Here is a 25,586-nt window from a genome sequence, read left to right on the forward strand (position 1 = left end):
TCAGGCGCGCTCGAGCACGAACACGCGGATGGTGCGGTCCGTGCGGTCGGCGTACTTGGCGTAGTTGGGCCAAGTGCGGTTCATCACGGACCACATGTGCTCACGTTCGTCGCCGTGCACCTCACGCGGGATGACCGCGTGGTCACGTCCCTTGAAGTTGATCACGGCCCGGTCGGCGGCGGCCAGGTTGCCGACCCACGCCGGCGGCTTGGGATGACCCCAGTTGGAGCCGGCGACCAGCCAGGAGTCGAAGTGCGGCACGCACAGCAGCGGGGTACGTCGCGGGATCCCACTCTTCGCGCCCCGGACGGTGAGCATCAACCCGGGCAGGCCGGCCAGCACCACGAGCCCGATCCGCCCTCCAGTGACCCGCTGGACGAACTTGTCGACCGACACGAGCTGGCGGTTGACCTTGGGCAGCCACGACTGGCCGCCGATCAGGACGGCGAGCGGACGGACGAGACGGGCGTAGGCGGCGTACACGGACAGCAGAGTAGAACGCGTTCCATCAGTTTGCGAAGAAACCGGCCAGGAGATCGGGTGCCGACACAGTCCGGGCCACCTCGCCGCAGCTCTGCGCGACCTCGACGCAGATCAGGGCGCCGTCGAGGACGTCAGGGCCGGGCGTTGGCGATCGCCTCGGACTCCTCGGGCGAGAGCACCTGGTCACTGCTCCACGCAGCGACGGGCTTGGCATAGCTGCGGGCATCGGAACGGCCGTGGATGGAAGTGAGGACCACGCCGTCCCCGGCATCGTCCAGCAGGGCGACGGACCAGCTCATCTGACCCCCATGTCGCCGAAGGCGTCGTAGCGCACCACCGACAGGTGCCGCAGGGCGCCAGCAGCCTCCGCCCGGAGCGCGGCCACCTCCTGCCGGAGGCCGAGTACGTCGTCGGGCAGGCCGTCGCCCCGCTGCGCCCGACGGCGCTGGGTCAGCTGCGGACGCAGGGCGACCACGAGTGCAGTGATCGCGAGAAGCAGGGCCAACAGGGCAACAGCGGTGGGCATGCGGGGCAGCGTAGCCAAGCCGGCAGCGGTCTCCGACCTGCCATGCCCAGCGGAGATGACCCGGCGGGAACGAACCGCAGCAGAAATTGAGACTTGGCCGCTGTCGACGGGGGATGCGACAACGGCCAAGCGGGGAAAACCTACGTCACCGGGTGCTTGTGAACAAGTGCAGGGCGGCGGCCCGACGACTCAACGGATCGTGACCTGCCGGTTGGCCAATCCAGAGCGCGCGGCACGCTCGTCGGCGGTGAGCTCCGGCCCCTCGGCGACAGCGTCGGCGAGGGCTGCGGCGAAGGCCGCGGCCGGCTCCTCCAGCACCTCGGCCCCGGTGCCGACCGGGAGGTCCCAGACCGGGGCCAGCACGCCGTGGGCGCGGAACATGCCGACGAGGCGAGCGCCTTCGGCGATGACGTCCTGACCTCGGGCGTGCAGGCGAGCGAGACCGTTGAGCAGCTCCTCCTCCGGCTGCGGCATCACCCAGCGCAGGTGCTCCTTGGCACCCATCCGGGTCCAGTAGGCGGCGTCGACGGAGGAGAGTCGAGCCGTCGGGGTCACCGCACCGTTGGCCTGTTCGAGGGCAGCAGCGACCTCCGGGCCCTGCTCCTCGACGTCATCGACCCAGAAACCGAAGCCCTCGTGCACCGTCACGTCGAGCGGCCCGTCGACGACGAGGTCGGTGAAACGGGGCCCTCGCCGGGCGCCTCGGTCAGGCCGACGACGCCGGCATCGGCGTCGAGCGCCTTGGTGAGGACCGCCCCGAGGTCACGGGCCGGGTCGCCGAAGTTGTGCTGCACCTGCAGGCCGAGCCAGATCTCACCGGAATCGCGCACCATCGCGGGCGCTGCGCCGGGCAGGAGGGAGCAGAGGCGCACCGATCGGTCGGAGTCACGCAGGGTCAGCGGGGCGGTCGCGGCCGGCACCAGCTCACGCAGGGCAATCAGGTCGCACTCGCCGGCGAAGCCCTCGAAGGGACGCGCGACGAATGCCGGCGGCGGTCCGTCGGTCGCACCATGGCAGGCCTTGTAGCGGCGACCGGATCCGCACGGGCACGGCTGGCGGGGACCGACCTCACCCGGAGCGGTGGCGACGGCCTCGCGGCCCTTGTTGCGTGAACGCTTTCCCATGGCGGTGAGGCTACCGGCGCAGCAGCTCCAACATGTAGGCCGGGCGGTCAGTGATCACCGCGGTCACCCCGAGTGCCTGGCACAGCTGGAGGTCGGCCTCGGTGTTGACGGTCCACACGTGGATCTCCTTGTCGGCCAGGTTGAGGTGCTTGCCGAGACCGGGATGGGCACGCAGCTCCCCGATGCCTGGACCAATGATCCAGTCGGGGTCGACGAGCGGTCGCAGCACCGGCCAGTGGTGCGCCTTCTCGATCAGCTGCACCAGCTGCAACTTGGGCGCCAACCGCTGCATCCGCTGCAGCGCCGTGAAGGAGAAGCTCATCACCCTCACCGGCGACCCCAGGTCGGTCCAACCGAACTCCCCGAGAAGGTGCGCCAGCCGGCGTTCCACCAGGCCGCCGTACCGGGTGGGGTGCTTGGTCTCGATCGCCAGCTCGACGCGTCGGCCAGCGTCGGCCACCGTCTCGAGAAGTGCCCGGAGGGTGAGGACGCCGAGCTCGTGGTTGCCCATCGGCCGTTCGTCGTCGAGGTCGGCCCACTGGTTCTTCCACGAGGAGAAGTCGTACTGGTTGAGCTCCTCGAGGGTCATCGCGGAGATCAGGCCGCGCGTGGCCGCGATCCGCTTGAGGTGGCGGTCGTGGACACAGACGAGATGCCCGTCGGCAGTCAGGCGTACGTCGCACTCAAGTCCGTCGGCACCGAGCCGGATCGCCTCGACATAGGCCTCCCGCGTGTGCTCGGCGATCTCATGACTGGCGCCCCGATGGGCCACGACCTGCATGCGCAACATGATGCCCCGCCCGAGGTTGCGTCGAGGGGGTGACCCGCCAGCACCCGGCACCTATCGTGGGGGCATGACCGAGCCCGCGAAGTCCTTGTCCGTTCTCGCCGACGACCTGCTCGCGCTGCACCGCCCGGGTGACCCCGTGGTCCTCCCCACCTGTTGGGACGCGTGGTCGGCGCGGTTGGCGGAGGCCGCCGGATTCGCCGCGATCACCGTCGGATCGCACCCGATGGCCGACTCGATCGGCCGGCCCGACGGCGAGGGCATGGGGATCGACGAGGTGATCACCCGGGTCCGGCAGATCACCGACGCCGTCTCGATCCCGGTCTCGGTCGACCTCGAGGCCGGCTACGGCCTCTCCCCGCCGGACTGGTCGACCAATTGCTCGTTGCCGGCGCGGTCGGCCTCAACATCGAGGACACCGTGCACTCCGACGGTGGCCGACTTCGCGGGGCCGAGGAGCACGCCGAGTACGTCGCGGGGTTGCGGACCGCCGCCGACGCTGCGGGCGTGCACGTGGTCATCAATGCGCGCACCGACTGGTTCAAGGGCAAGCACGGCGACGAGGCGACTCGGGTCGACGACGCCATCGCGCGGATGCGCCTGTGCGCCGAGGCCGGCGCCGACGCTCTCTACCCGGTCGCCTTCCACGACGAAGCAACGCTGGCCCGGCTGTGCAGCGAGCTTCCACTGCCGGTCAATGCCATCGCCAAGCCGGCCGACGGCGACCTTGCGATGATCCGTCGCGCCGGCGCCGGCCGGATCAGCTTCGGACCGACCTGGCAGATGGGACTGGCCGAGGTGTCGAAGGAGTGGTTGGCGCGCTGGCGCTGACTTGAGCGATGGCCGGCCGTGCCGCACTACACGAGCGCCTGGGCCCCCAGCCAGGCGGTGATGGCGGTGGTGGCCACCGTCGTCGTCGCGAAGAAGCCGAACACCATGGCGGTGCCGAGGAGCCGCCTGCCCGGCGAGCAGTCCTTGGGGAGCACCAGTTGCCTCACGGTCGTGAACGCCCGGCCGGCCCGGCCCACGACATGGCGGGCCCATGGGAAGCCCACGGCCAGCAGGGAGAAGCCGGCTGCGATGGTCACCAGGCCCGGGCCGGGCAGCACCAGCATGGCGACGCCCGCCACGATGACCAGTGGGGCGGTCACGGCCACGAAGGACTTGATCATCACTCGCCGCAACCTGGTCTCGGCGGCCCACCCGTCGAGTCGGGCAAGCACGACCTGGCTGCGAGGAAGTGTGGCGGTCTCGGACATCGAGGCTCCAGTGCTGGGGAGGGACGGCACCAAAAGGGTGCCCGACGAGCCTGAGCCCATCCTGAGGACCGCTCTTGCTCCCAACCCTACGAAGCGTCGCCGTTCACAGTGAGGACACCGACCGCCGCGGCACCCAACTCCTCCCCCTTCTGGCGGAAGTGCCGGGTGAAGTAGTTGGTGTGCTCCTCGTGCTCATGGAAGTGCAGCGGCGTGAGCACTCCCGACAGCACGGGAACATCCGTGGCGAGCTGCACCTGCATGAGCCCATCGATCACCGCAGAGGCGACGTACTCGTGTGCATAGATCCCGCCGTTGACCACCAGTCCGCACGCCGCAACGGCGACGTACTCCCCGCTGCGCGCCAGACGCTGCACGGCCAAGGGAATCTCGAACGCGCCCGGAACCTCGACCAGTGTCGGGCGGTCGTAGCCAGCAGCCGTGACCGCGGCGGTGAACCCAGCGACTGCCTCGTTGACGATTTCTGCGTGCCAGCGGGATGCGACGACTGCGATCCGGCCGGGCGTGGGTGACTGCGACATGTGAACTGCCTCCAAATCTCGTCGCTCACCCAGGGCGATACGACGAGCGGAACAGACTTGCGTCGGCCCGATCACCGCGTTCTCTCTCGTCCGGACTGTGACCGTCGGCTCCGGAATCACACCGGATCTGCTGACCCCTCGGATCGAGATCCGAAGGCGCTCGCGGGCTGCGATGACCGGATCGGCCAGCCATCTTCACCGCCGGTGGGGAGTTTCACCCCGCCCTGAGAACGTTGTGGGGAAGAGTACCGGCAGCCGAAGATCAGCGCGCCGGGTGTTCATGCCTGCTCACGCAGGTACTTCCCGAAGTGCGGCACCGTGAAGGCGATGCGGCCGCGCTCACCCGAATAGATGAGGCCCTTCTTCAGCAACGCGTCACGCGCCGGCGAGAGCGACTGCGGCTTCTTGCCGAGCATCTCGGCCACCGCCGCAGTGGGCACCGATCCGACCTCGTCGACCTCCTCGGTCTCGGCCAACTTCAGGGCCGTGTCGGCCATGGCGCGCAGGTAGTCCCGCTCGCCCGGGGTCGCCCGTTCGAAACGGCTGCCGAAGAAGCCGACCGCCAGCTCTGCCTCCGCCTCCGGGGCCGCGACGGCCACGTCGTCGGCGGTGATCGGCGAGCGCGGTGCCCGGTCCCACACAGCCTTGCCGTAGGCCTGGATGAAGTACGGATAGCCACCGGTTGCGGCATACATCGCGGCCAGCGCGCCTTCGTCGTACGCCGCCTCTTCCTCCTCCGCCGGAGCGGCGAGCGCCCGATTGGCGGCATCACGGGCCAGGCGATCGATGCGTTGGTAGGAGAAGAGCCGCTCGGAGTAGGACTTGCTGGCGGAGAGGACGGCGGGCAGGTGCGGCAGACCGGCGCCGACGACGATCAGCGGCAACCCGGACTGACTGATCTCGTGGCAGGCAGCGCACATCGCCGACACGTCGTCGGGGCCGAGATCCTGCATCTCATCGATGAAGACCGCGATGCCCTTGCCCACGTCGGCAGCCAACCCGCCGAGGTCGGTGAACAGCTCGACGAGGTCGATCTCGATGTCGCCCGAGTCGGCACGGCCACGGGCGGCCGGCACCGCGATGCCGGGGTTCCACTGGTCCTTGAGCTTCGCGCCGATCCCGGCATCACGTTGCGCGAAGGCCCGGATCACGCCGAGCACATGGTCGACCTGATCGGGCTCGGGGTGGCCGAGCTCGCGCACCGCTTGGTGCACGGCGGACGACAACGGGCGCCGCAGCCCCTGGTCGGGACGGGCCTCGAGCTTGCCGGTCCCCCAACGTTTGCGCACCGCAGCAGAGCGCAAGGCATTGAGCAACACCGTCTTGCCCACTCCCCGCAGGCCGGTGAGCACCAGCGACCGCTCAGGGCGGCCACGAGCAACGCGCTCCAGCACGACGTCGAAGGCCGACAGCTGCTCGTCGCGTCCAGCCAGCTCGGGCGGCCGCTGCCCCGCCCCGGGGGCGTAGGGATTGCGAATCGGGTCCACGATCGGACGTTATCGCGGTGTCTAGCTTCTGCCTTAGACATCGACAGCGAGTCGCATCGCCAAGCCCCGCGTCGGTGGTCGAGCCTGTCGAGACCGTTTCGTTGGTCGAGCCTGTCGAGACCCCGCGCCGCACCCACCGCCGTTGGTCGAGCCCGGTTCGTTGGTCGAGCCTGTCGAGACCCCTCGCGCCGCCCACCCCGCTGGTCGAGCTTGTCGAGACCAAGTCGCCCGCCCACCGGTTCGTTGGTCGAGCTTGTCGAGACCCCTCGCGCCGCCCACCCCGCTGGTCGAGACCGGACCGGAGGTCGAGCTTGTCGAGACCGGACCGGAGGTCGAGCTTGTCGAGACCACCTCGCCCCGCCCACCCCGTTGGTCGAGCTTGTCGACCCCGCCCCGTTGGTCGAGCTTGTCGAGACCTCGTTGCTGGCAGCCCCGTTGGTGGTTGTCCACAGGTTGGGTTCGTGATCGTCGGGTTGTGTCGGAGCCAAATGTTGGACTGGTTCCATGATCGAAATCGACGCCCGCCACCAGCCGTACGAGGTCTCTGACCTCGATGGCGGGACCCTGCTCGGCTTCCTGGCCGAAGACCGGGTCGTCGAGTTGAAGGTGATCCGTAGGAAGCTGCGGTTGGCCTATCAGTGGGCGATCATGCACCCACCGTCGCCGGAGCACCCGAAGGCGGTGGTGGGTGACCAGACCCTGTTCCCCACCGACTGTGAACAGCAGGATCTCCGGTGACGGCACCCCTGATGTCGCCCTGTTCGCGGTCGAGGAACTCGCCGCATCAGGCTGGGATCTCACGTAGCTGCCGGGTTCGCGCTGGTCGCCGACGCCCTGGACCTGGTCCACCGGCTGCCGCAGCTGTGGGCGAAGGTCGAGGCCCTGGAGGTTCCGGGGTGGAACGCCCGCCGTGTCGCCCTGCTCACGAGGAAACTGTCGTACGCCGCTGCACGGTGGTTCGACGACCACCTCGCCGCGACCGGCCTCACCGGGTGGCCGACGATCGAGAAGTGGTTGGCGATGGCGATCGCGAAGTTCCACCCCGAGCTGGTGAAGGACCCAAGCGCGGCGAAGGGGAAGGCTGATTGGGGAGTGTGGCTGCACCACCCCCAAGCCGGACAAGAAGAAGGAGCCGGCGGCATCGCTGGCACCTCCGAGCTCCAAGCCGTCGGTGACTCCTTGGACCTGACCCGATTCCTGGACCTGCCTCAACTCCGAGGCCGAAGCCATGCGGAACCTCGGAGACACCGACACCATCGACCAACGCCGTGCCAAAGCGATCGGACGGCTCACCGACGACACCGAACAACCCACCCTCGACTACACCGGCAACGCCACCAGCGCCGGCGACAGCAGCAGCACCGACAGCACGGACGGCGCTGCGGCAGCGGGTGGCGAGCCGGTGCTGGGCAACCCGGGGATCGGGGTGAAGCCGGGTCGGTTGGCCACGACACCGGGCCCGTTCGGACGCCGGCGTGGACTGCGGGTGATGGCCCACGTCAACCTCGCCGACCTGTTCGCGTTGGGCCTCGACCCCCACGAGTTGGGGTTGGACGGCGACGGCATCGCCTCCACCGACCGGCTCGGACAGATCCTCACCACCCAACTACGAGACTGGATCACCCGCCACGGTTCCCTCGCAACCATCACCCCAGTCGTCGACCTGAACCGCACCGATGCAGTGGATCGTCACGATCCACCCGAATGGATGGACACCCTCGTCCGACTCCGTGACCCACACTGTGTCTACCCCAACTGTGAACGCTCCAGCTGGGACGCCGACCTCGACCACATCGACCCCTACCTTCCACTTGGTGAGGGTGGCCCACCCGGACAAACCCGCCCGGAGAACCTGGCGCCGTTGTGCCGACGTCACCACCTCATGAAAACCCACGGCCGCTGGCGCTACCGACGGACCAGGGACGGAACCTATATCTGGACCAGCCAGCACGGCAGGACCTGGCTGGTCACACCCCAAGGCACCCACGACACCACCAACACCAGCTGAGCCCAGCTGAGCACCACCAGCCATCGGCCAACAGCACGGGGCACAAGCAGCGCCTGCCGAACAAGCACCACCCGCCCACCCCGGGAGAACCACGCTCTCCCGGGGCACAGGCACGCCACCAGCATGGGAGAGGTCTCGACAAGCTCGACCACCGGGGCGAGGGTCTCGAGCAGCGGCGTACGGGCTCTATCGGCGGGTGCGGCAATGGTCTCGACAAGCTCGACCAACGACGCACGGACGCGACCACCGACGTACGGGCTCGACCGGCGGGGATGCCGTGAGCTCGCGAACAGGATCCCGGTGGTCGCGCCTGTCGAGACCCTCTGACCCGCGGGCAGAACTGGTCTCGACAAGCTCGACCAACGACGTACAGACCGACCAACGACGCACGGGCCCGACCAACGGAGTGCGGGGGCGGGGTGGGACGTCCGGGGTTGCCGACGGAGCGTCAAGGGGCTTGGCCGCGGCGGGCGCCCACCCAACGCAACCCACACGAGGAGCCGCGCGCACGACGCGCCGCCCCAGCGAGGGAGGTTGCCCCGGACGGCACGGCCCGGGTCGGGGTCTCGACAAGCTCGACCGACGGAGGTCAGCGGGGCTCGAGCACGACCACCTGGATCTCGCGGTCGGTCCACGCCCGATAGTTGTCGAAGTCGGCGTAGAGCTCCACCAGGCGCGGCCACAGCTGCGCCCGCTCGTCGGCGCCGGCGACCCGCGCCCGCACCTTCCGGGCCCGCTCTCGCGGCAGCGCCACGGTGGTCTCGGGCTGGGCCACCAGGTTGTGGAGCCACTGCGGGTCCTTGGGAAGGCCGCCCTGCGACGCCACGATCACCAGGTCGTCACCATCGCGCAGATAGAGCAGCGGAGTCGTGAATCTCCGCCCGCTCGTCCGCCCGACATGGTCGAGCAACAGCACCGGTACCGGCTTGCGCCATCCGGCGCCGATCCGCCACTTCGCACCGATCCGGCCGTTGGTCAGGCGATAGATCCCGACGTTGGCCTTGGCGCCGTACTTGATGAGCTTCCCGACGACGGGAGCATCCAGTCCCTTGGGCTTGTCCTTCGGCAGTGACATGGCACCACTGTCGCAGTTCCGGCGAGTTGCCGGCACTAAACGGCGGCGAGTCGGCTCTCGATCGCATCGGCCAGGGCCGGCTCACGGCGCAGCTCGGCACGCACGGTGGCCTCCCAGAAGCCATGGAACCCGTTGCCGTCACTCTTGAGCTGGCGGTCGAGCCACCAGTCGGGGAGTGACGACTTCGCCGGGCCGTCGGCGGCACGCACCATCCAGGCGTTCTTGCACCGCTGCTCCAACGCGGCGGCACGCAGGTAGACGGCCCTGGCGGTACTGCCCAGCACGAAGACTCCGTGGCCAGCCAACAGAGCACGATCGGCATCGCCCATCGAGGCGACCGCCTTGACGGCCGCCTCCATGCTGTTGACGGCGCCGTCGTACTCGTCGACCAGCACGACCTCCCCGCCGCCCAGACTCGAACTCTGGTCGTATGCCGGAGGCACCTCGCCGAGGTCGGCCCAGACCGTACCGAACTCGGAGTGATTGTGCAGGGCGATCTGTACGTCGGGACGCACGTCATGCAAGGCCAGGTGCAGGGGGATCCCCAGCGGCACCGGCCAGTCACCTTCGACCAGATTTCCCTCGAGGTCGATCCTGATCACCTGGTCGGGCATGAACTCGTCCCACGTGAGCAGCCATGGGTTGCACAGCAACGTGCCGTCTCCGAGGTTGTAGGTGATGTGCCCGGACAGATGGTCGCGATACCCCTCGCGCCACAGCGCCCGCGCGAGCAAGACCATCTCCTCGCGTGGGTCCAGTTCAGGGATCAGCCGATCAGGAGTGGGAATGAAGCTCACGATTCCTCCATGGATCACTATGTGATAAGATAAGTCACTTGGTGACAACACCGTAGGAGGCACCACCATGGCAGTCAAGACCTTGGGCACCCTGTCCCGTGGGCTCCGCATCGTGGAGGTGATGGCCACCCACCAGCCCGTCGGTCTCAGTGACCTCGCCCGACTCATGTCCGAAGACAAGAGCGCAGTGCAGCGCACCTTGGCGACCCTGGACGACGAAGGCTGGATCCGCCCCACCTCCGACACCCCACGCCGGTGGGAGCTGACCAACAAGATGCTCATGGTCGCGTCCACCGCCCTGACGACCGCACCCCTACCCGTGCGCGCGCGGACCCTGATGGGCACGCTGCGCAACACCACCGGCGAGACTGCCTACTTCGCGATGTTGGAAGGCACCGCCGTCGTGGTCGTCGACGTCGCCGAGGGCAACCAGGCCGTGCGCACCGCCGTACGGCCCGGGCAGTCGCTGCCCGTCACGTCGAGTGCTGTCGGGCACGCTCTGTTCGCCCACCTCGATGCCGGACAGCGTGCGGAGTTCGCCGTCGATCCCTCAGCCTTCCTCAGCGACGAGGATTACTCCGAGATCCGCGCCCGGGGCTGGTCCCTCTCCGAGGGATTCGTCCGCCAGGGCACGACCAGCCTCGCGGCCGCGGTGCGCGACCGGTCCGGACACCCCGTCGGCGCCGTCGTGGTCAGCGGACCGGACACCCGAATCACCCCCGAGAAGTACGCCGAGATCGGCGCACACGTGCGCGATGCCGCGAGCGAACTGGGCGGCCGGCCGCCGTCGAGCTGATGACGACGTGGCCGTGGTGGCGGTCAGGCGTCGTCCAGCCCGGAGCGGAGCAGGTCGATCAGGTCCGGCACCGCCTCGATCGGAAGCCGGAAGGTGCCGGTGCAGAGCTTGGCCCGCCACAGCGACAGCACGACGAGACCGTCCTCGTGGTGCCAGGTGACCCGCAGCGCGCGCTCGCCACCGCGGGAGTCGATGTAGATCGACCCCGTCCGAGACACACCCGGGATGGCCATGCCTCCAGTGTCCTCCCGCAGCCCAGAGACGTCGAGTGTCTACTGGCGTCGCTCGTGGAGGCGCTGCTGGGCCGCCGGCAGATAGGCCAGGCACGGAGCCTCGGCGCCGGCGTGCTTCTCATGGAGGTGGAAGATCCACCGGTCCATCGCCGCCATGAATCCGTTGTCACCACCCGGGCGGTAGACAGACCAGTTGCGGCGCCCCTTGACGGTGCAGACGGTGCAGTTGATCTTGTAGACGAACTGCTGCTGGTCGTCGAGGTCGATGCGCACCTTGGCCAGCGGACCTGCCTCGACGGCGGCCTTCTTCTCACGAGCAGATCGACTCGCCGTCACGTCACACCCCTTGTCCTCGGCGGTGCCACCCTAGGTCGTGTCCGGCCACCACACCTAGCCCGACTGGCTAGGCTGACGACGTGCCTGAACTCCCCGAGGTGCAAGCGCTCTCGCTCGACCTCTCCCAAAGACTGGCCGATCGCGCCATCGCGCAGGTCCAGTTGGCGGCCTTCAGCGCCCTGAAGACCTTCGACCCACCCCTGTCGGCGGTCGAGGGCACCTTCATCGAAGGGGTCACCCGCCACGGCAAGTTCCTCGACATCTCCGCCGGCGGACTCCACCTGGTGCTCCACCTCGCGCGGGCCGGCTGGATCCGGTGGCGAGACGAGGTCCCCAAGACACCGCCCCGCCCGGGCGGCAAGTCACCACTGGCCGTGCGCATCGTGCTCGACGACGACTCCGGCCTGGACATCACCGAGGCCGGCACCAAGAAGTCACTCGCCCTCTACGTCGTCCGTGACCCTCAGGACGTAGAAGGCATCGCCCGGCTCGGCCCGGATCCCCTCGACGACGATTTCACCCGTGACCGACTCGGAGAGATCCTGCAGGCGGCGGGGCGTTCCCAGATCAAGGGCGTGCTCCGGCACCAAGGCACCATCGCCGGCATCGGCAACGCCTACTCCGACGAGATCCTGCACGCCGCCCGGATGTCACCGTTCAAGCCCGCCACGTCGCTCACCGACGACGACCTCACCACGTTGTACGACGCCATCCACGACACACTCGCGGCTGCGGTGGCGCGCTCCGAGGGGATTGCGATGAGCGAGCTGAAGCGCGAGAAGAAGACCAACCTCGCGGTGCACGGGCGCACCGGCAAGCCGTGCCCGGTGTGTGGCGACATCGTGCGCGAGGTGAGCTTCGCCGACTCGAGCCTGCAGTACTGCGCGACCTGCCAGACCGGCGGCAAGCCACTGGCCGACCGGCGGATGAGCAAACTCCTCAAGTGAGCACGCGGCGAACCCCTGTGGCAGGCTCGGATCCATGAACGTCCCCACCGTCGCCATCACCGGCGTCCCCGACCCCCTGCCCGCCGGCCTGCACGTGCTCGACGTGCGCGAGCAGGTGGAGTGGGACCACGGGCACATCGAAGGCGCCCTGCACATCCCCCTGTCTGAGCTCATGGAACGCGTCGAGGAGGTACCGGCCGAGCAGACCCTGGTGGTGTGCAAGGTGGGTGGCCGATCCGCGCAGGCCACTGCCTTCTTGGCCCACCAGGGCCGCGACGTGGTCAACCTCGACGGCGGCATGCTCGACTGGGAAGGCGCGGGCCGGCCCATGGTCAGCGAAACCGGCCAGCCGCCGCAGGTGGTCTGACCCGCGAATGCCGAAAGGGCGCCCCCACCGCGATGGTGGAGGCGCCCTTCGTCGATCCGTCAACAGCAGGGCCGAGGGATCAGGGTGTCACTCGGTCTCGAGACCGTCGGTCTCCAGGTCGTCGAGCTGGTCCTCGAGGTCGCCCGTGTCAGGCGCGTCGGGCGTGGAGCTGCAGATCTCCATGTACTTCTCGTAGAACTTGCCGACCTTCTCCTCGTCGTCCTTGTCGAGGTCGGGCTCGTCGGCATCCTTCGGGTCGTCGACGTCGTCAAGGGCGTCAACGAAGACCTCGAACCCCTCGCGGGCGTCGCCGTCGATCTCCTTCGGCGTGCCGGTGTCCTTGATCTCGTCGCGAGCGTCCTCGAACTTGTCCTTGTCGTCGCCGACGCCGTTCAGACTCTCCATGGCCTTGCAGAAGTCGTCCTTGCTTGCGTCGTCCGGCGGGCTGCCACACGCGGTGGCCATGCCACCAACGAGCACCAGCGATGCGCCGATGAGAGCGATTCGCTTCACGTCTATCCCCTTAACAGGTTTGGGTATCCGGCGACAGTCTGACGGACGCCGCCCGAGCAGAGCCACCATCACACCGGGGTGTGACGGGGTGAGAGCACCACACCCAACTCAAGCAGTCGGGCAGGTGAACCACCGGCTCGAAGAGTGGTTACCCGCCCCGGGCGGGCGCAAACCATGTCAGCCCCAAATTTCGGGAAGTGGCGTGCGCAACACTGCCGGCAACGCCGCCAGGTAGCGGTCCCGCTCCCACTCGACCACACCGAGGGTGGCCAGGTGATCGGTCTGCCACTGGACGTCGATCAACCGCCCTTGCGGTCCGGCAGCGGTGAGCAGGTCCACGAGAGCGACCAACGCCACCTTGGAAGCGTCGCGGACCCGGTGAAACATCGACTCACCGGCGAAGAGCCCACCGATCGCGACGCCGTACAACCCGCCGGCCAGCTCGCCGTCACGCCACACCTCCACCGAGTGCGCCCAGCCGATGCGGTGCAACTCGACATAGGCGTCGCGGATCTCCGTGGTGATCCATGCCCCGTCGCGGTCGGGGTCGGCACATCCGTCGATCACGTCCCGGAAGGCCGTGTCGACACGGATCTCGAAGTCACGGCACGAACGCCGCAACGACTTCGACACCTTGAGACCATCGAGCTCCAGCACGCCGCGCTCGACCGGCGACCACCATCCCAGCTCCCCCTCGACGCCCATGGGGAAGCACCCGGCACGGTAGGCGGCCAGCAGGGTGCCGGGGTCGAGGTCGGCACCGAGGGCGACCAGGTCGTCGGCCCGCGGGTCGGGCGCACCGAAGACCCACGGCGAGGGCGGGGGTTCGATCGGCACGCGGTCGAGAATAGATTGGGCCCCGACACCGACGCGATGGGATGGCCATGCACGACGACCCCCGGGGCCGGATCGACCAGCTCACGGCCGCCGCCAACGAGCTGAACCGCCAGCCACGCGACGACGTACGCCGGAGCCGGCACAAGGCCGTGGTGCTGCCGGATCACAAGATCGTCTACGTCACCAACCTCAAGGTGGCGTGCTCGACCCTCAAGTGGATGCTCTTCGACCTCGAGGGCCGTGACGAGTCGGCGCTGCTGCGGTCGACCAAGCCGCGCCCGACCCGGAGCCAGACCATCCACGACCACGACCTCTGGGGGGACACCCCACGACTCACGCTGCGTGACGGACAGGGCGACCCCGACCGCGGCTGGTTCGTCTTCACCGTCATCCGAGACCCGCGGCCGCGGGTCTGGTCGGCATGGCAGTCGAAGCTGCTCGCCGGAAACCCCAACTACCTGCATCGCGGCGAGCCCGACCAGCCATGGTGGCCACGCACTCCGGAGACACCGGCCGACGTCATCGACGACTTCCACCGGTTCCTCGCCGCCTCGGCCAAGGAAGGCCGCAAACTCCACCGCGTCGGCCGTGACGGCCACTTCCGCCCCCAGTCCGACCTGCTCCACAAGCCGGGACTGACCTACACCGGGGTCTACGACCTGCCCGACCTGCCGGTGCTCCTGGCCGACCTCCAACAGCACCTCGACGGCCTCGGCCTGGGCCCGTTGCCGCCCCTGCGTCGCGAGAACGAGACCCCCTCGCCGCCACGGCCGAGGTCTTCACCCCGCACGCCCTCGAGTTGATCTCCCAGATCCACGCCGAGGACTTCGAGCGCTTCGGCACCGCGTGGTCGCCCGCCCCGAAGGTCAGCGCGGAGCAATGGCACCCCGCCGCACTGGACGACATCCGGTTCCGGCGCGCCGCCCACCAGCGGATCCTCGACCTCAGCCAGGAGGCCCAGCGCCTCCGCGAGCAGCTCCAACCGGAGGCCGCTGACCCGCCGCGCACGAAGCGACGCTTCGGCCGCGGGCGCTGACCAGCCGAGCCTCACGAGCTCGTCGGGGGCGCCGACCTACCCTTTGCGCATGGGTATCGGCAAGAAGATCGCAGGCTCGGTGGCACCCCACGCGGTGCGGGCCGCTCCTGACCTGACCTCGGGCTTCGTCCTCGAGGCCCTCGACCGTGCGATCAAGGGGATCGGGCCGCTGCCGCCGGCCGCCTTCTTGTGCTGGAAGGTGCTGCGTGAGGCCGATGGCAAGGTCGAACGCGCCGTCCACGACATCATTCACAAGCACGTGAAGTACGCCGCCGCCCAAGGCTTCGCGACCAACGTCGGCGGCCTGGTGACCACCGCGGTCGCCATGCCCGCCAACATCACCGGGCTCGCACTCATCCAGTGCCGCATGATCGCGTGCATCGCCCACCTCTACGGAGCCGACCTCGACGACCCCCGGCTGCGGACGGCCGTGCTCGCCGCACTGGCCGGACCCGACAGCGTCAAGGCGATGCGCCGCAAGGGCAAGCTCCCCGCCGGCCCCGGCGGGCTGCTGCAACTGCCGGCCGACCCCGGCCTGGAGAAGTGGCTGGCCGCCCGGGTCACCGGGGACCTGATCACCCAGGTCACCGGCAAGCGCCTCGCCACGACCGTGGCGCGCAAGGTGCCCATGGTCGGTGGCGCGGTCGGCATGGGTGCCGACGGCTACGACACGTGGAACGTCGGCAAGTACGCCGAGCGCGAGTTCCGCGCTGCTGGTCACAAGTCGCGCTGAGGAACCGAAGGATCAGCGACCGCGCAGGCGTCGGTAGGCGCCCATGAGGCCCTTGCCTGCACCGGACTCCTCGAGCCGGCGAACCGTGCGCTCGCGGACCCGGTAGGTCGGGCGCAGGTAGCTGCGACGCAGTGCCTCGTCGAGCTCCCGCACCTGCTCGCGCAGCTCATCCTCCGTCTCACGCAGCCGCACTCCCTCCTGGAGGAGCGCCTCGATGGTGTCGAGCGCGGCCTGGTTGATCTGGCGCGGCTTCGGGCGATCGGGATCGACGAAGTCAGGTGCCTCACCGACGGCCAGCAGGTCATCGAGGTCACCGACCACGTCGACGCCGCGGCTACGGATGTCGTCGACCCACTGTTGCGAGAGGTCCCGTGCCCACTCCCACACCTTCGGAGGCAGGGCGAGCCGAGGCGACTCGCGCCGCTTGGAAAGCGTCTGGTGAGCGAGGAGTTCGCGCACCAACGGCCGGTAGTGCTCCGGCTCCACGGTCGCGTTGACCCGCTTGTTGATGCGGCGCACGAGCGCGGTCTCCGGCACGCCCATCGACGGGTTGACGCGCTCCACGTGCAGGTCGAGGTCGACCCCGGTGAGCCCGAAGGCACGGGCGAACCTGCCCCACAGCAAGGAGCTGTCGGATCCGGACGGTGGCACCGTCACGAGGTGCACCTGCTCCGGCGGCAGGTCGGCCGCCCACCGGTCGAGGATCTCAGGCACCTCCTGCACCGACCAGAACCAGCTGGCGATCTTTCCCTCGCGTGCCGGATCCTGGAGATCACGGATGAAGCGTCGGAAGCGGACCGTCCGTCGGTGCTTGATGTTCTCCTGCCACTCCGCAGGGATCTGGCGCACGAGGTCGCGCACCGACAGCACCACGTGCACCTCGGTGTCGGGATGGCCGATCGACTCGAGCGCACGCTGCACCTGCGGGCGCGACGCGTTCGCAAGGATCTCGTGGCTGATGATCGTGGTGCCGCTCCAGGCGCGGGCCTGCTCGGCGAGCCTGTCCCACGCACCGACCGCCTCCTGCTCGAGGCCGCCCCAGGGCAGCCGCATGAGATCGAGCGCGGCCAGGAACTGTGCGTCGAAGCGCTCAGCCGGATAGTTGATCCCCGACGCCCTCAGCATCGACCGGTTGTTGTAGAGCACGTCCTGGAGGTAGGAGGTGCCGGTCTTCGGCGTCCCCACGTGCAGGATCACCCTGTTCCGGCTCACCTTTGCTCCCATCCGTTGCCCAGCACCTGCACCGTCACCGCGAGTACGTCGTCCGGCTGCGGTCGGTCCGGACCTGCGGTGTCGATCTCCGCCAGCACCGCGAGGTCTCCCGGACAGGGTAACCAGCCCGGCGGACGTCTGCGGCCAGCCGCTCCGCCAGTGTGACGGCCCACTCACGGGCCTCCACCGGCAGCACCAGCCGACGCGCCCCGATCTGTCGGTCGAGCCACGGTGCGAGCACCTGGGTCGACACCCGCTCCCGCGAATCACGGTCGAGGAGGCCGCCGAGCAAGGGTTGAACCCGGCGCACGAGGTCGGTCGCGTCGGCGGCCACCGGGGGTGTCCCTCCGCGCCGGAGAGCTCGACCCGGCGTCGGATGCCGGTACGGAGCCAGTGCTCGCCACGCTCGGTGAAACGCAGGGCCTGTGGGACGGCGTCACGCTGCGCCAGCCGCACGGCCCAGCGTTGCCACGGCAGCACCGGACCGGACCTCGCCCGAGCCACCCAGGCGTCGTGGAGGAGGCCGTCGACCGGGGTGAGCGGCAGGGTGAGCACGCCGCTGCCACGGAACCGGTCAAGGAAACGCACCCGGGGTCCTCGCACCGGCGCAGGCACCCGCTCGGCAAGCTGCTCGGCCAGCACACCGACACCTACCCGCACCAGCTCCGCAGCGGGGACATCGGCCGGGTCCACCGGGACCGGACCGTAGCCGCGCTCCTCAGCGACCCCGCTCACCAGGAACTCCTGCCGCCCCCGCGCTGGCGCGCCCGTGGCGAGGATCCGACGTACGACGCCGGGAGCGGCGCCCTCGACGTTGACCCGGCGGGCCAACTCGAGCTGCGCGGCGCCCGGGAAGAACTGGTGGCGCGGCGCCACCGGTGCGGCATCGAACTCTGCCCACGCAGTGGTGCCGCCTTCGAGGAGGTGCTCAACCCATGCCCAGCCGCGGGCAGGGGTCGGAGAGGTCATGGGGCAGATTGTGCCGCAAGGGCCTGCACGACCCGGGAGGGACTGGGGCGGCCGAGCTGCTCGGCCATCCAGACGCTGGTCCCCACCAGCGCCCCGAGGTCGACCCCGGAGTCGATCCCCAGCCCTCGCAGCATCCACACGAGGTCCTCGGTGGCGAGGTTTCCGGTGGCGCTCTCGGCGTAGGGGCAGCCGCCCAGGCCACCAGCACTGGCATCGAAGGTGGTCACGCCTTCACGGAGGGCGGCATGGGCGTTGGCGAGTGCCTGGCCGTAGGTGTCGTGGAAGTGCACGGCCAACGCGTCGACCGACGTACCGGCATCGGCGAAGGCACGCACCAGGGCGCGCACGTGGCCCGGTGTGCCGACCCCGATGGTGTCGCCGAGGCTCAGCTGTGAGGCGCCGAGGTCGAGCAGCCGACGCCCGACCTGCACGACCTGGTCGATCGGGACGGCGCCTTCCCACGGGTCACCGAAACACATGGACACGTAGGCGCGTACGTCGATCCCCGCCTCCCGGGCGCGGCGCACCGTCGGCTCGAACATCGCGAACTGCTCGTCGAGGCCGCGGTTGAGATTGCGGTGGGCGAAGGTCTCGGTGGCGGAGCCGAAGATCGCGATGTGGCGCAGGCCGAACTCGAGCGCCCGGTCGAGACCGCGTTCGTTGGGCACCAGCACCGGCAGGTCGCGCCCGGCCTCGCCGAGCTCCGTCATGAGCTCCGCGGCGTCGGCCAGCTGCGGCACCCACCGCGGGTGCACGAAGCTGGTGGCCTCCACGATCGGCAGCCCGACGGCCACGAGTCGGCGGACGAACTCTGCCTTCACCCCGACCGGCACGATCGTCTTCTCGTTCTGCAGGCCGTCCCGGGGCCGACCTCCCAGATGGTGACCCGTTCGGGCAACCCGGGTTCGGTGACGTGCATCGGCAGCATGCTCATTCCTCCGGCTCGCCCGGCGCCTCGACCGTGAACAGTGGTGCCCCCAACGCCACCTGGTCACCGACCGTGGCGCCCACCCCCGTGACCACGCCGTCGAACGGCGCGGTGAGCGACAGCTCCATCTTCATCGCCTCGATCGCTCCCAGCGGCTGCCCCGCGATGACCCGGTCACCGACCCGGACGTCGACGACCAGCACCGTGCCCGGCATGGGCGCGACGACCTCGCCGGCCGCCATCGCCTGGCCTCCGCCGGCAAGGAGATCGGGCGCGCTCAGGTCGAACCGCTGCCCCCGGTGGACCGCCTCGGTCCGGTGCGGCCCGTGGGCAAGGAAGAGCACGTGCCTCGACCCGTCGAGGTCGATCTCGACTCGTTGTGCCCCGCCGGGCCCACCCGGCGGGTCGTGGAGCTCTCGGCACGAGAGCGTCCGCAGCCGGTGCCCGTCGATCTCACTCATGCCGTCGACGTGATGCACCACCACCTCGTCGTCGAGGCGGAGGGTGACGGGGGCCGCACCAGCACTCGCCCGCCAACTGTCCGAGCCGAAGGGACCGCTCGCCGTACGCCGGAGCGACTCGGCGACGGCGTGTGCTGCCAACATCCGCGCCGTGCCGGGATCGGGCGCCGGCAACTCGGCGGTGTCGAGCCAGGCCGTGTCGATGGTGGCGTCTCGGAACTCGTCGCTGGCCACGAGCTGCCGGAGGAATCCGGCGTTGGTGGTGAGACCGAGAACCGCGGTGTCGTCGAGCGCCTCGAGCAGCGCAGCACGGGCGTCCTCACGGTCCCGCCCCCACGCGATCACCTTGCCGAGCATCGGGTCGTAGGAGGTGCTGACGACCTGGCCGGACTCCAGGGCGTGGTCGACGCGGACGCCGCGACTCGCGTCGCGATGCTGTTGCCGCGGCCAGTGCACGACGCGGGCGGTGCCGGCCTGCGGCAGGAAGCCGCCGAAGGAGTCCTCGGCATAGACGCGGGCCTCGATGGCGTGGGCGTGCAGGGCCCTCAGGTCGCCCTCCTCGAGCCCGAGGGGCTCCCCGCCGCCACCTCCAGCTGCAGCTCCACCAGGTCGACCCAGCCCCAGGCCAACTCGGTCACCGGGTGCTCGACCTGCAGTCGGGTGTTCATCTCCAGGAAGTAGAACTCCCCGGTCGCGTTGTCGAGCAGGAACTCGACGGTTCCGGCGCCGGAGTAGCCGACCTGTTTCGCCAGTGCGACCGCCGAGGCACCGAGCCGCTCACGCTGGGCCAGGTCGATCGTGGGTCCGGGCGCCTCCTCCAGCACCTTCTGGTGGCGTCGTTGGGTGGAGCAGTCACGCTCTCCGAGATGGACGACCGCGCCGTGATCGTCACCCATCACCTGCACCTCGACATGGCGTCCGGACTCGACGTACTTCTCCACCAGCATGGTGTCGTCGCCGAAGGAAGCGGTCGCCTCCCGACGAGCGGCGGCCACCGCGCCCGCGAACTCGTCCGCGCTGCGCACCACCCGCATCCCCTTGCCACCGCCCCCGGCCGCCGCCTTGACCAGCACCGGGTAGGCGAAGGTCGACGGGTCGGCGGTGACGTCGTACGCCGGGATCACCGGTACGCCGGCAGCGATCGCGATCTCGCGGGCAGCGTCCTTGCGCCCCATCTGCTCCATGACCGCAGCGCTGGGGCCGACGAGGCGGACGCCCGCCGCCTCCAGGGCCCGCGCGAACTCCGGTCGTTCGGAGAGGAAGCCGTAGCCGGGATGGACCGCGTCGACGCCGCTGGCGACGGCTGCCGCCACGACCTCGTCGATGGCCAGGTAGGAACCGACCCGGACGGACGAGTCCGCCGCCCGCACGTGCGGGGCATCGGCGTCGAGGTCGGTGTGGATCGCGACCGTGCGCATGCCCAACCGCTCGGCGGTGCGGAACACCCGGAGAGCGATCTCGCCGCGGTTGGCGACCAGTAGGGAGGTGATGGCCTTCGACACGTCACTCACATCCTGAAGACGCCGTAGGAGGGGTGGGCACCGGCGCGTGGGCAGCGGCGACCAGCCCCATGCCGAGCACCCGGCGGGTGTCGACGGGGTCGATCACGCCGTCGTCCCAGAGTCGGGCGGTGGAGTAGTAGGGCGACCCCTGTGCCTCGTACTGCTCGCGGATCGGTGCCTTGAAGGCCTCTTCGTCCTCGACCGACCACGCTTCGCCCTGGCTCTCGCCCCGGGCACTGCTCGCCGCCTCCAGGGCGTCGCGCCTGATGGTCGCGAGCACGGAGGCCGCCTGTTCGCCGCCCATCACCGAGATGCGGGCGTTGGGCCACATCCACAGGAAGCGCGGATCGTAGGCCCGACCGCACATGCCGTAGTTGCCGGCGCCGAAGGAGCCGCCGATGACGACCGTGAACTTCGGCACCACCGAGCAGGCGACGGCGGTCACCAGCTTCGCGCCGTCGCGGGCGATGCCGTTGTTCTCGTACTCCCGACCCACCATGAAGCCGGAGATGTTCTGCAGGAAGACCAGCGGGATGCCGCGCTGGTTGCACAGCTCGATGAAGTGCGCCCCTTGCGGGCCGACTCGGAGAAGAGGATCCCGTTGTTCGCGACGATGCCCACCTGATGCCCCCAGATGTGGGCGAACCCGCAGACCAGGGTCTCGGCGTACAACTGCTTGAACTCGCTGAACCGGCTGCCGTCGACGATGCGCCGGATCACCTCACGCACGTCGTACGGCGTGCGGGTGTCGGTGGGCACGACGTCGTACAGCCCCTGCGGATCCTCGGCGGGTTCCTCCACCGCCCCTCGCTGGTCGAGGACCGTCCCTCGCTGGTCGAGCCTGTCGAGACCACGCGGCAGCGTCTCCACGATCCCCCTCAGGATGCCGAGCGCGTGGTCGTCGTCCAGCGCCAGGTGGTCGACGACACCGGACGTGCGGGCGTGTACGTCGCCGCCACCGAGCTCCTCGGCCGTCACCACCTCGCCCGTGGCCGCCTTCACGAGCGGCGGACCACCGAGGAAGATCGTGCCCTGGTCCTTGACGATCACGGTCTCGTCGGACATCGCCGGCACGTAGGCGCCGCCGGCGGTGCAGGAGCCCATGACCGCGGCGAGCTGCGGGATCCGCTCTGCACTCATGGTGGCCTGGTTGAAGAAGATCCGGCCGAAGTGGTCGCGGTCGGGGAAGACGTCGTCCTGCATCGGCAGGAAGGCGCCTCCGGAGTCGACCAGCGAGATCACCGGGAGTCGATTGGCCCGGGCGATCTCCTGTGCCCGCAGGTGCTTCTTGACGGTCACCGGGTAGTAGGTGCCGCCCTTGACGGTGGCGTCGTTGGCGATCACCACGCAGAGCCGGCCCGCCACCATGCCCATGCCGGTGACGATGCCCGCGCTGGGCACCGGGTCACCCGCGCCGCTGGTGTCGGGAGCGCCATACATCCCGGTCGCTGCGAGCGCACTGAACTCGAGGAACGGGCTGCCCGGGTCGAGGAGTCGGTCGACTCGCTCGCGCACGAGCAACTTGCCGCGGTCGGTGTGCTTGCGCCGGGCAGTTTCCGAACCGCCCTGGTGGGCCCGGGACAGCCGTTCACGGAGGTCGGCGACGAGGTCGCTCATCTCGCTCATGAGTTAATGATCGCTAACCAAGTGGGAAGGCGCAACCCCCACTCCACCCGCACCGTTAGGCTTCGCTGCGTGACTCGACGTGAACAGATCCTCGCCACCGCGGCGGAACTGTTCGCTGCGCGCGGCTTCCACGGCGTGTCCGTGAGCGAGATCGGCGCCGCGTGCGGCATCAGCGGACCGGCGCTCTACAAGCACTTCCCGGCCAAGGACGCGGTGCTTGCCGCCATGCTCGTGGGAATCAGCGAGGAGCTCCTGACCGAGGGCCGCCGCCGGGCCGAGGCCAACCCCGAGCCCGACGACGCCCTCCTGGCACTGATCGCCTGGCACGTCGACTTCGCCATCAACCACCGGGCGCTGATCGTCGTGCAGGACCGCGACTGGGAGTCGCTCCCGGCCGAGGCCCGAGAGACGGTGCGTGCCCTGCAGCGTGAATACGTCGACCTGTGGGCCGGCCAGCTCCTCGCCCTCGACCCCGACCTCACCCTGCAGCGGGCCCGCGCCATCACCCATGCCAACTTCGGCCTGCTCAACTCCACGCCTCACTCGAGCGTCGTCCCTGCCGAGGAGATGCGCACCATCCTCGAGGAGATGTCATTGCGCTCCCTGGGCCGCACCACGGCGACCACCCACACCAACGCCGCCGCCAGGTACGCCGCCCCGAAGGCGATCCGCCCAGCCGGCGGCAGGTAGAACTGCGGCAGGAGGAGGACCACTCCTCCAGCGAGGGCCCACGCAGCTCGAGCGGTCCCCCGCCGCCGCCTGAACCGAGGACCCAACGACGCCAGGCGAGCGCCGCCGCCACGGCCCCCACGGCCAACAGGAGCAGCCCCAGCCCGAAGAGCGTCATCGCAGCAGGGTGGTTGCGCACCTCGTCGGCCAGCTCCAGGGTCGCGAGGTCGCCGTCGACAGCCGCTGCGCCGATGGCGTGCAACCCGAAGGTCTCGGCCCCATAGTAAGGCAGCACCAGCACCAGTCCGGCGAGCGACGCCCACCGCGCCACAGCCCCGGAGACCCCGCCGGCCAGGTCGTCGACCCGGAGCGCCAAGCGCGCGAGCTGGGCGAGTGCGAACATGCCACACAGGTGCGCGACGACCCACCACGGCGACGCGAACGCCTCGGCGGCATCACGGTCGAGAGTCGCGCCGTGGTCGCCATGGGGACGCAGGGCCAGGTAGGCCGCCATCAGCACGCCCGTGGCGACGAGCGGCATGAGCAGCGCGGCGGCGGTTCCGCGGCGCCCCACACCACCAACGCGTCTCGCCCCAGCGAAGGCGTCGGAAGTCGGTTCGACAGGTGCATGGAAGGTGGTCATCGCTTCTCCTCGGAAATTAGAGAGCACCGCTCTCGTTTTGAGAGTTGCACACTTCGCCACCACAAATCAAGAGCAGTGCTCTCATTTGTGGCAGACTGAGACCGCCGATCCGAAGGAGTCAGATGTCCCGCGCCGACAACAGGGCCCAGAACGTGGCGGCGATCCTCGCCGCCGCACGCACCGAGATCGTTGCCCACGGCGGTGGCGGGCTCTCGATGCGTGCCGTCGCGCGCGAGGTCGGACTGGTCTCCTCGGCCGTCTATCGCTACTTCCCCACCCGCGAGGCACTCCTGACCGCGATGATCATCGAGAGCTACGGTCACCTGGCCGACGCCCTGGAAGCGGGCCGCAGCGGTCGGCGTACCCCGGCCACGCAGTGGCTCGCCCTCGCCCGGTCACTGCGCACGTGGGCAGTCGATCATCCCCACGAGTTCCAGCTGATCTACGGCACCCCGATCCCCGGCTACGTCGCACCACCCGAGACCATCCCCGCCGCCGAGGCGGTGGTGCGCCCGTTCCTCGAGGCCGGCGCCGCCAACGACGTCGAGGCCTTCTCAGGCCGGAAGCTGGCCGCCCAGCTGGGCATCGTGCAGGAGATCACCCCGGACGCCACCACCTCGGGCATTGGTGCCGTGCTGGCCGAGATCGCTGGGCTCGTCGGACTGCTCACCCTTGAGCTCGCCGGCCACTTCGTGGGCACGGCCGACCCGGCGGACCACCTCTTCGAGGCCACCCTCCAACGCCAGCTCCACACCCTCGGCATCAGCTGAGGGCATCACGCAGACGTCGCCGCGGCCCTCCGCGTGATCGCGAACCCGAAGGCAGTCGCCAGCACATACATCAGCACCGAGTAGACGGCTGCCGGGATGGCGACCTCGGTGCTGTCGAGCACGCTCAGCGCAATCGTCAGCGCGATCGTCGTGTTGTGGATGCCGATCTCCATCGAGCAAGCCACTGCCTGGGCCTCGCCGAGACGCAGGAGACGAGCCCCGACGTAGCCGACCGACAGACTGATCAGGCAGAACAGCCCGGTGACGACTCCGACGTCCTGGAGGTAGCCGCCAATGTTCTCCCGCTCCCCCAGCAGCGCCCCGACCGCGACGATCACCAGCACCAGGATCGAGAAGATCCGCACCGGTCGATCCGCGGCGCGTGCGAAGTCGAGCCAGCGACTGCGCACCAACATGCCCAGCACCACCGGCACGAGCACGATCGCGATCACCTGCAGGACCTTGCCGAACTGCAACCCGAGCTCGCCGTCGGCGTCGAAGTGGCCGATCGCGAAGTTGGTGATGAGCGGGATCGTGAAGGCCGCCAGCACCGAGTTGATCGCGGTGAGACTCACGTTGAGGGCGACGTCGCCGTGGAAGAGGTGACTGAACAGGTTGGCCGTCGTGCCTCCCGGTGACGCGGCCAGCAGCATCACGCCGACTGCCAGGAGCGGGTCGAGGTCGAAGGCCTTGACCAGCCCGAACGCCACTGCGGGCAGCAGCAGTACCTGGATCACCAGGGCGACCACGACCGCCTTGGGCGAGCGGGCCACCCGGGCGAAGTCGGCGACGGTGAGGGAGAGCCCCAGACCGAACATGATGATGGCGAGGGCGATCGGCAGCCCTACGGTGATCAGTGCTGAGTCGTTCATCGGCTCACCCATGGTCCGGGCATCCCCTACTGGGACACGTGTCCGGACCCT

General features: G+C 69.4%; 28 protein-coding genes, 3 pseudogenes and 1 riboswitch. Of the genes and pseudogenes, 11 read left to right on the forward strand and 20 right to left on the reverse strand.

Translation table 11 applies throughout. From position 1 onward, the window contains the following. The 5 genes and pseudogenes from L1066_RS01500 to L1066_RS01525 form a co-directional block, all read right to left on the reverse strand. Positions 1 to 483 carry a nitroreductase family deazaflavin-dependent oxidoreductase gene (locus L1066_RS01500; protein WP_235734596.1) on the reverse strand — a complete coding sequence of 161 codons (483 nt, stop codon included), beginning with the start codon at positions 481 to 483 and terminating at the stop codon, positions 1 to 3. 131 nt (positions 484 to 614) lie between these two features. After that, positions 615 to 782, reverse strand: coding sequence for a DUF4446 family protein (locus L1066_RS01505; RefSeq protein ID WP_235734597.1), 168 nt, complete (start codon positions 780 to 782; stop codon positions 615 to 617). Then, entirely contained in the window at positions 779 to 1,009 is a 231-nt protein-coding gene (locus tag L1066_RS01510) for a DUF4446 family protein (protein WP_235734598.1), read from the reverse strand. Before L1066_RS01510 ends, L1066_RS01505 begins: the two co-directional genes overlap by 4 nt. A gap of 189 nt (positions 1,010 to 1,198) precedes the next feature. Then, positions 1,199 to 2,133 (reverse strand): annotated as a pseudogene (locus tag L1066_RS28295) (DUF5926 family protein). Between the two features lie 10 nt (positions 2,134 to 2,143). After that, positions 2,144 to 2,914 (reverse strand): glycerophosphodiester phosphodiesterase, encoded by a 771-nt coding sequence (locus tag L1066_RS01525; protein ID WP_235734601.1) that lies wholly within the window; start codon positions 2,912 to 2,914, stop codon positions 2,144 to 2,146. A gap of 73 nt (positions 2,915 to 2,987) precedes the next feature. On the opposite strand from L1066_RS01525, the pseudogene L1066_RS01530 reads away from it, so the two are divergent. Next, positions 2,988 to 3,751 (forward strand): annotated as a pseudogene (locus L1066_RS01530) (isocitrate lyase/PEP mutase family protein). Between the two features lie 26 nt (positions 3,752 to 3,777). Here the strand turns inward: L1066_RS01530 and L1066_RS01535 are convergent. The 3 genes from L1066_RS01535 to L1066_RS01545 form a co-directional block, all read right to left on the reverse strand. Beyond that, on the reverse strand, positions 3,778 to 4,179 hold the full coding sequence (locus L1066_RS01535) for a PGPGW domain-containing protein (RefSeq protein ID WP_235734602.1): 402 nt from the start codon (positions 4,177 to 4,179) through the stop codon (positions 3,778 to 3,780). Between the two features lie 86 nt (positions 4,180 to 4,265). Then, on the reverse strand, positions 4,266 to 4,718 hold the full coding sequence (locus L1066_RS01540) for a 6,7-dimethyl-8-ribityllumazine synthase (RefSeq protein WP_235734603.1): 453 nt from the start codon (positions 4,716 to 4,718) through the stop codon (positions 4,266 to 4,268). 74 nt (positions 4,719 to 4,792) lie between these two features. Further along, positions 4,793 to 4,954: riboswitch (FMN riboswitch) on the reverse strand. A gap of 42 nt (positions 4,955 to 4,996) precedes the next feature. Then, the gene (locus tag L1066_RS01545; protein ID WP_235734604.1) at positions 4,997 to 6,205 is read right to left on the reverse strand and encodes an ATP-binding protein; all 1,209 of its coding nucleotides are present in this window, start codon (positions 6,203 to 6,205) and stop codon (positions 4,997 to 4,999) included. 504 nt (positions 6,206 to 6,709) lie between these two features. Here L1066_RS01545 and L1066_RS01550 point away from each other — a divergent pair. Continuing rightward, positions 6,710 to 6,943, forward strand: a complete 234-nt coding sequence (locus L1066_RS01550) for a hypothetical protein (RefSeq protein WP_235734605.1) — start codon at positions 6,710 to 6,712, stop codon at positions 6,941 to 6,943. Positions 6,944 to 7,433: 490 nt separating this feature from the next. Beyond that, entirely contained in the window at positions 7,434 to 8,213 is a 780-nt protein-coding gene (locus L1066_RS01555) for an HNH endonuclease signature motif containing protein (protein WP_235734606.1), read from the forward strand. Between the two features lie 589 nt (positions 8,214 to 8,802). On the opposite strand, the gene L1066_RS01560 is transcribed toward L1066_RS01555, so the two are convergent. After that, entirely contained in the window at positions 8,803 to 9,288 is a 486-nt protein-coding gene (locus L1066_RS01560; protein ID WP_235734607.1) for a nitroreductase/quinone reductase family protein, read from the reverse strand. A 35-nt stretch (positions 9,289 to 9,323) separates the two neighbouring features. Beyond that, positions 9,324 to 10,085, reverse strand: coding sequence for a class II aldolase/adducin family protein (locus tag L1066_RS01565; protein WP_235734608.1), 762 nt, complete (start codon positions 10,083 to 10,085; stop codon positions 9,324 to 9,326). Between the two features lie 67 nt (positions 10,086 to 10,152). Between L1066_RS01565 and L1066_RS01570 the strand changes: the two genes are divergently transcribed. Beyond that, on the forward strand, positions 10,153 to 10,881 hold the full coding sequence (locus tag L1066_RS01570) for an IclR family transcriptional regulator (protein WP_235734609.1): 729 nt from the start codon (positions 10,153 to 10,155) through the stop codon (positions 10,879 to 10,881). A gap of 23 nt (positions 10,882 to 10,904) precedes the next feature. On the opposite strand, the gene L1066_RS01575 is transcribed toward L1066_RS01570, so the two are convergent. Together L1066_RS01575 and L1066_RS01580 are read right to left on the reverse strand one after the other, a co-directional pair. Beyond that, entirely contained in the window at positions 10,905 to 11,114 is a 210-nt protein-coding gene (locus L1066_RS01575; RefSeq protein ID WP_235734610.1) for a hypothetical protein, read from the reverse strand. A 39-nt stretch (positions 11,115 to 11,153) separates the two neighbouring features. Beyond that, positions 11,154 to 11,450 (reverse strand): hypothetical protein, encoded by a 297-nt coding sequence (locus L1066_RS01580; protein ID WP_235734611.1) that lies wholly within the window; start codon positions 11,448 to 11,450, stop codon positions 11,154 to 11,156. 80 nt (positions 11,451 to 11,530) lie between these two features. Here L1066_RS01580 and L1066_RS01585 point away from each other — a divergent pair, with 80 nt between their 5' ends. Continuing rightward, positions 11,531 to 12,397: an Fpg/Nei family DNA glycosylase gene (locus tag L1066_RS01585; RefSeq protein ID WP_235734612.1), complete on the forward strand. Its 867-nt coding sequence runs from the start codon at positions 11,531 to 11,533 to the stop codon at positions 12,395 to 12,397. A gap of 34 nt (positions 12,398 to 12,431) precedes the next feature. After that, positions 12,432 to 12,764 carry a rhodanese-like domain-containing protein gene (locus tag L1066_RS01590; RefSeq protein ID WP_235734613.1) on the forward strand — a complete coding sequence of 111 codons (333 nt, stop codon included), beginning with the start codon at positions 12,432 to 12,434 and terminating at the stop codon, positions 12,762 to 12,764. An 87-nt stretch (positions 12,765 to 12,851) separates the two neighbouring features. On the opposite strand, the gene L1066_RS01595 is transcribed toward L1066_RS01590, so the two are convergent. Beyond that, positions 12,852 to 13,277, reverse strand: a complete 426-nt coding sequence (locus L1066_RS01595) for a hypothetical protein (protein WP_235734614.1) — start codon at positions 13,275 to 13,277, stop codon at positions 12,852 to 12,854. 177 nt (positions 13,278 to 13,454) lie between these two features. Beyond that, a complete protein-coding gene (gene aat, locus L1066_RS01600) occupies positions 13,455 to 14,114 on the reverse strand; it encodes a leucyl/phenylalanyl-tRNA--protein transferase (RefSeq protein ID WP_235734615.1) in 660 nt (219 codons plus the stop codon). 47 nt (positions 14,115 to 14,161) lie between these two features. Here aat and L1066_RS01605 point away from each other — a divergent pair, with 47 nt between their 5' ends. The 3 genes from L1066_RS01605 to L1066_RS01615 are packed head-to-tail and all read left to right on the forward strand — an operon-like array spanning position 14,162 to position 15,883. Beyond that, complete coding sequence (locus tag L1066_RS01605) at positions 14,162 to 14,917, forward strand: sulfotransferase family 2 domain-containing protein (protein WP_235734616.1); 756 nt, start codon at positions 14,162 to 14,164, stop codon at positions 14,915 to 14,917. After that, positions 14,914 to 15,150, forward strand: coding sequence for a hypothetical protein (locus tag L1066_RS01610; RefSeq protein ID WP_235734617.1), 237 nt, complete (start codon positions 14,914 to 14,916; stop codon positions 15,148 to 15,150). The genes L1066_RS01605 and L1066_RS01610 overlap by 4 nt, the downstream gene beginning before the upstream one ends. A gap of 49 nt (positions 15,151 to 15,199) precedes the next feature. Then, complete coding sequence (locus tag L1066_RS01615; protein WP_235734618.1) at positions 15,200 to 15,883, forward strand: EcsC family protein; 684 nt, start codon at positions 15,200 to 15,202, stop codon at positions 15,881 to 15,883. A gap of 12 nt (positions 15,884 to 15,895) precedes the next feature. Here L1066_RS01615 and L1066_RS01620 read toward each other — a convergent pair whose 3' ends face one another. The 5 genes and pseudogenes from L1066_RS01620 to L1066_RS01640 all read right to left on the reverse strand — a co-directional run bounded on the left by L1066_RS01620 (position 15,896) and on the right by L1066_RS01640 (position 22,572). Beyond that, on the reverse strand, positions 15,896 to 18,064 hold the full coding sequence (locus tag L1066_RS01620) for a cell division protein ZapB (protein ID WP_235734619.1): 2,169 nt from the start codon (positions 18,062 to 18,064) through the stop codon (positions 15,896 to 15,898). Next, entirely contained in the window at positions 18,061 to 18,897 is an 837-nt protein-coding gene (locus tag L1066_RS01625) for a hydroxymethylglutaryl-CoA lyase (RefSeq protein WP_235734620.1), read from the reverse strand. Before L1066_RS01625 ends, L1066_RS01620 begins: the two co-directional genes overlap by 4 nt. A 97-nt stretch (positions 18,898 to 18,994) precedes the next feature. After that, positions 18,995 to 20,077 (reverse strand): biotin/lipoyl-containing protein, encoded by a 1,083-nt coding sequence (locus L1066_RS01630; protein ID WP_312006747.1) that lies wholly within the window; start codon positions 20,075 to 20,077, stop codon positions 18,995 to 18,997. Continuing rightward, positions 19,999 to 20,955, reverse strand: coding sequence for an ATP-binding protein (locus L1066_RS01635; RefSeq protein ID WP_235734621.1), 957 nt, complete (start codon positions 20,953 to 20,955; stop codon positions 19,999 to 20,001). Before L1066_RS01635 ends, L1066_RS01630 begins: the two co-directional genes overlap by 79 nt. 5 nt (positions 20,956 to 20,960) lie before the next feature. Then, positions 20,961 to 22,572 (reverse strand): annotated as a pseudogene (locus L1066_RS01640) (carboxyl transferase domain-containing protein). A gap of 78 nt (positions 22,573 to 22,650) precedes the next feature. Between L1066_RS01640 and L1066_RS01645 the strand changes: the two are divergent. Further along, positions 22,651 to 23,271, forward strand: a complete 621-nt coding sequence (locus L1066_RS01645; protein ID WP_235734622.1) for a TetR/AcrR family transcriptional regulator — start codon at positions 22,651 to 22,653, stop codon at positions 23,269 to 23,271. A gap of 744 nt (positions 23,272 to 24,015) precedes the next feature. Further along, positions 24,016 to 24,663: a TetR/AcrR family transcriptional regulator gene (locus L1066_RS01650; RefSeq protein ID WP_235734623.1), complete on the forward strand. Its 648-nt coding sequence runs from the start codon at positions 24,016 to 24,018 to the stop codon at positions 24,661 to 24,663. A gap of 5 nt (positions 24,664 to 24,668) precedes the next feature. On the opposite strand, the gene L1066_RS01655 is transcribed toward L1066_RS01650, so the two are convergent. Further along, positions 24,669 to 25,535 (reverse strand): bile acid:sodium symporter family protein, encoded by an 867-nt coding sequence (locus L1066_RS01655; RefSeq protein ID WP_235734624.1) that lies wholly within the window; start codon positions 25,533 to 25,535, stop codon positions 24,669 to 24,671. Between the last annotated feature and the right edge of the window lie 51 nt (positions 25,536 to 25,586).

The organism is Nocardioides alcanivorans (assembly GCF_021555175.1).
Taxonomy (GTDB): domain Bacteria; phylum Actinomycetota; class Actinomycetes; order Propionibacteriales; family Nocardioidaceae; genus Nocardioides; species Nocardioides alcanivorans.

What these genes read in the sequence shown, in the direction of transcription:
- L1066_RS01615 (WP_235734618.1), top strand. Translation starts at nt 15,200, where the DNA reads ATGGGTATCGGCAAGAAGATCGCAGGCTCGGTGGCACCCCACGCGGTG.
- L1066_RS01540 (WP_235734603.1), bottom strand. Translation starts at nt 4,718, where the DNA reads ATGTCGCAGTCACCCACGCCCGGCCGGATCGCAGTCGTCGCATCCCGC.
- L1066_RS01535 (WP_235734602.1), bottom strand. Translation starts at nt 4,179, where the DNA reads ATGTCCGAGACCGCCACACTTCCTCGCAGCCAGGTCGTGCTTGCCCGA.
- L1066_RS01505 (WP_235734597.1), bottom strand. Translation starts at nt 782, where the DNA reads ATGAGCTGGTCCGTCGCCCTGCTGGACGATGCCGGGGACGGCGTGGTC.
- L1066_RS01575 (WP_235734610.1), bottom strand. Translation starts at nt 11,114, where the DNA reads ATGGCCATCCCGGGTGTGTCTCGGACGGGGTCGATCTACATCGACTCC.
- L1066_RS01655 (WP_235734624.1), bottom strand. Translation starts at nt 25,535, where the DNA reads ATGAACGACTCAGCACTGATCACCGTAGGGCTGCCGATCGCCCTCGCC.
- L1066_RS01510 (WP_235734598.1), bottom strand. Translation starts at nt 1,009, where the DNA reads ATGCCCACCGCTGTTGCCCTGTTGGCCCTGCTTCTCGCGATCACTGCA.
- L1066_RS01570 (WP_235734609.1), top strand. Translation starts at nt 10,153, where the DNA reads ATGGCAGTCAAGACCTTGGGCACCCTGTCCCGTGGGCTCCGCATCGTG.
- L1066_RS01560 (WP_235734607.1), bottom strand. Translation starts at nt 9,288, where the DNA reads ATGTCACTGCCGAAGGACAAGCCCAAGGGACTGGATGCTCCCGTCGTC.
- L1066_RS01550 (WP_235734605.1), top strand. Translation starts at nt 6,710, where the DNA reads ATGATCGAAATCGACGCCCGCCACCAGCCGTACGAGGTCTCTGACCTC.
- L1066_RS01620 (WP_235734619.1), bottom strand. Translation starts at nt 18,064, where the DNA reads ATGACCTCTCCGACCCCTGCCCGCGGCTGGGCATGGGTTGAGCACCTC.
- L1066_RS01555 (WP_235734606.1), top strand. Translation starts at nt 7,434, where the DNA reads ATGCGGAACCTCGGAGACACCGACACCATCGACCAACGCCGTGCCAAA.
- L1066_RS01650 (WP_235734623.1), top strand. Translation starts at nt 24,016, where the DNA reads ATGTCCCGCGCCGACAACAGGGCCCAGAACGTGGCGGCGATCCTCGCC.
- L1066_RS01605 (WP_235734616.1), top strand. Translation starts at nt 14,162, where the DNA reads ATGCACGACGACCCCCGGGGCCGGATCGACCAGCTCACGGCCGCCGCC.
- L1066_RS01525 (WP_235734601.1), bottom strand. Translation starts at nt 2,914, where the DNA reads ATGCAGGTCGTGGCCCATCGGGGCGCCAGTCATGAGATCGCCGAGCAC.
- L1066_RS01590 (WP_235734613.1), top strand. Translation starts at nt 12,432, where the DNA reads ATGAACGTCCCCACCGTCGCCATCACCGGCGTCCCCGACCCCCTGCCC.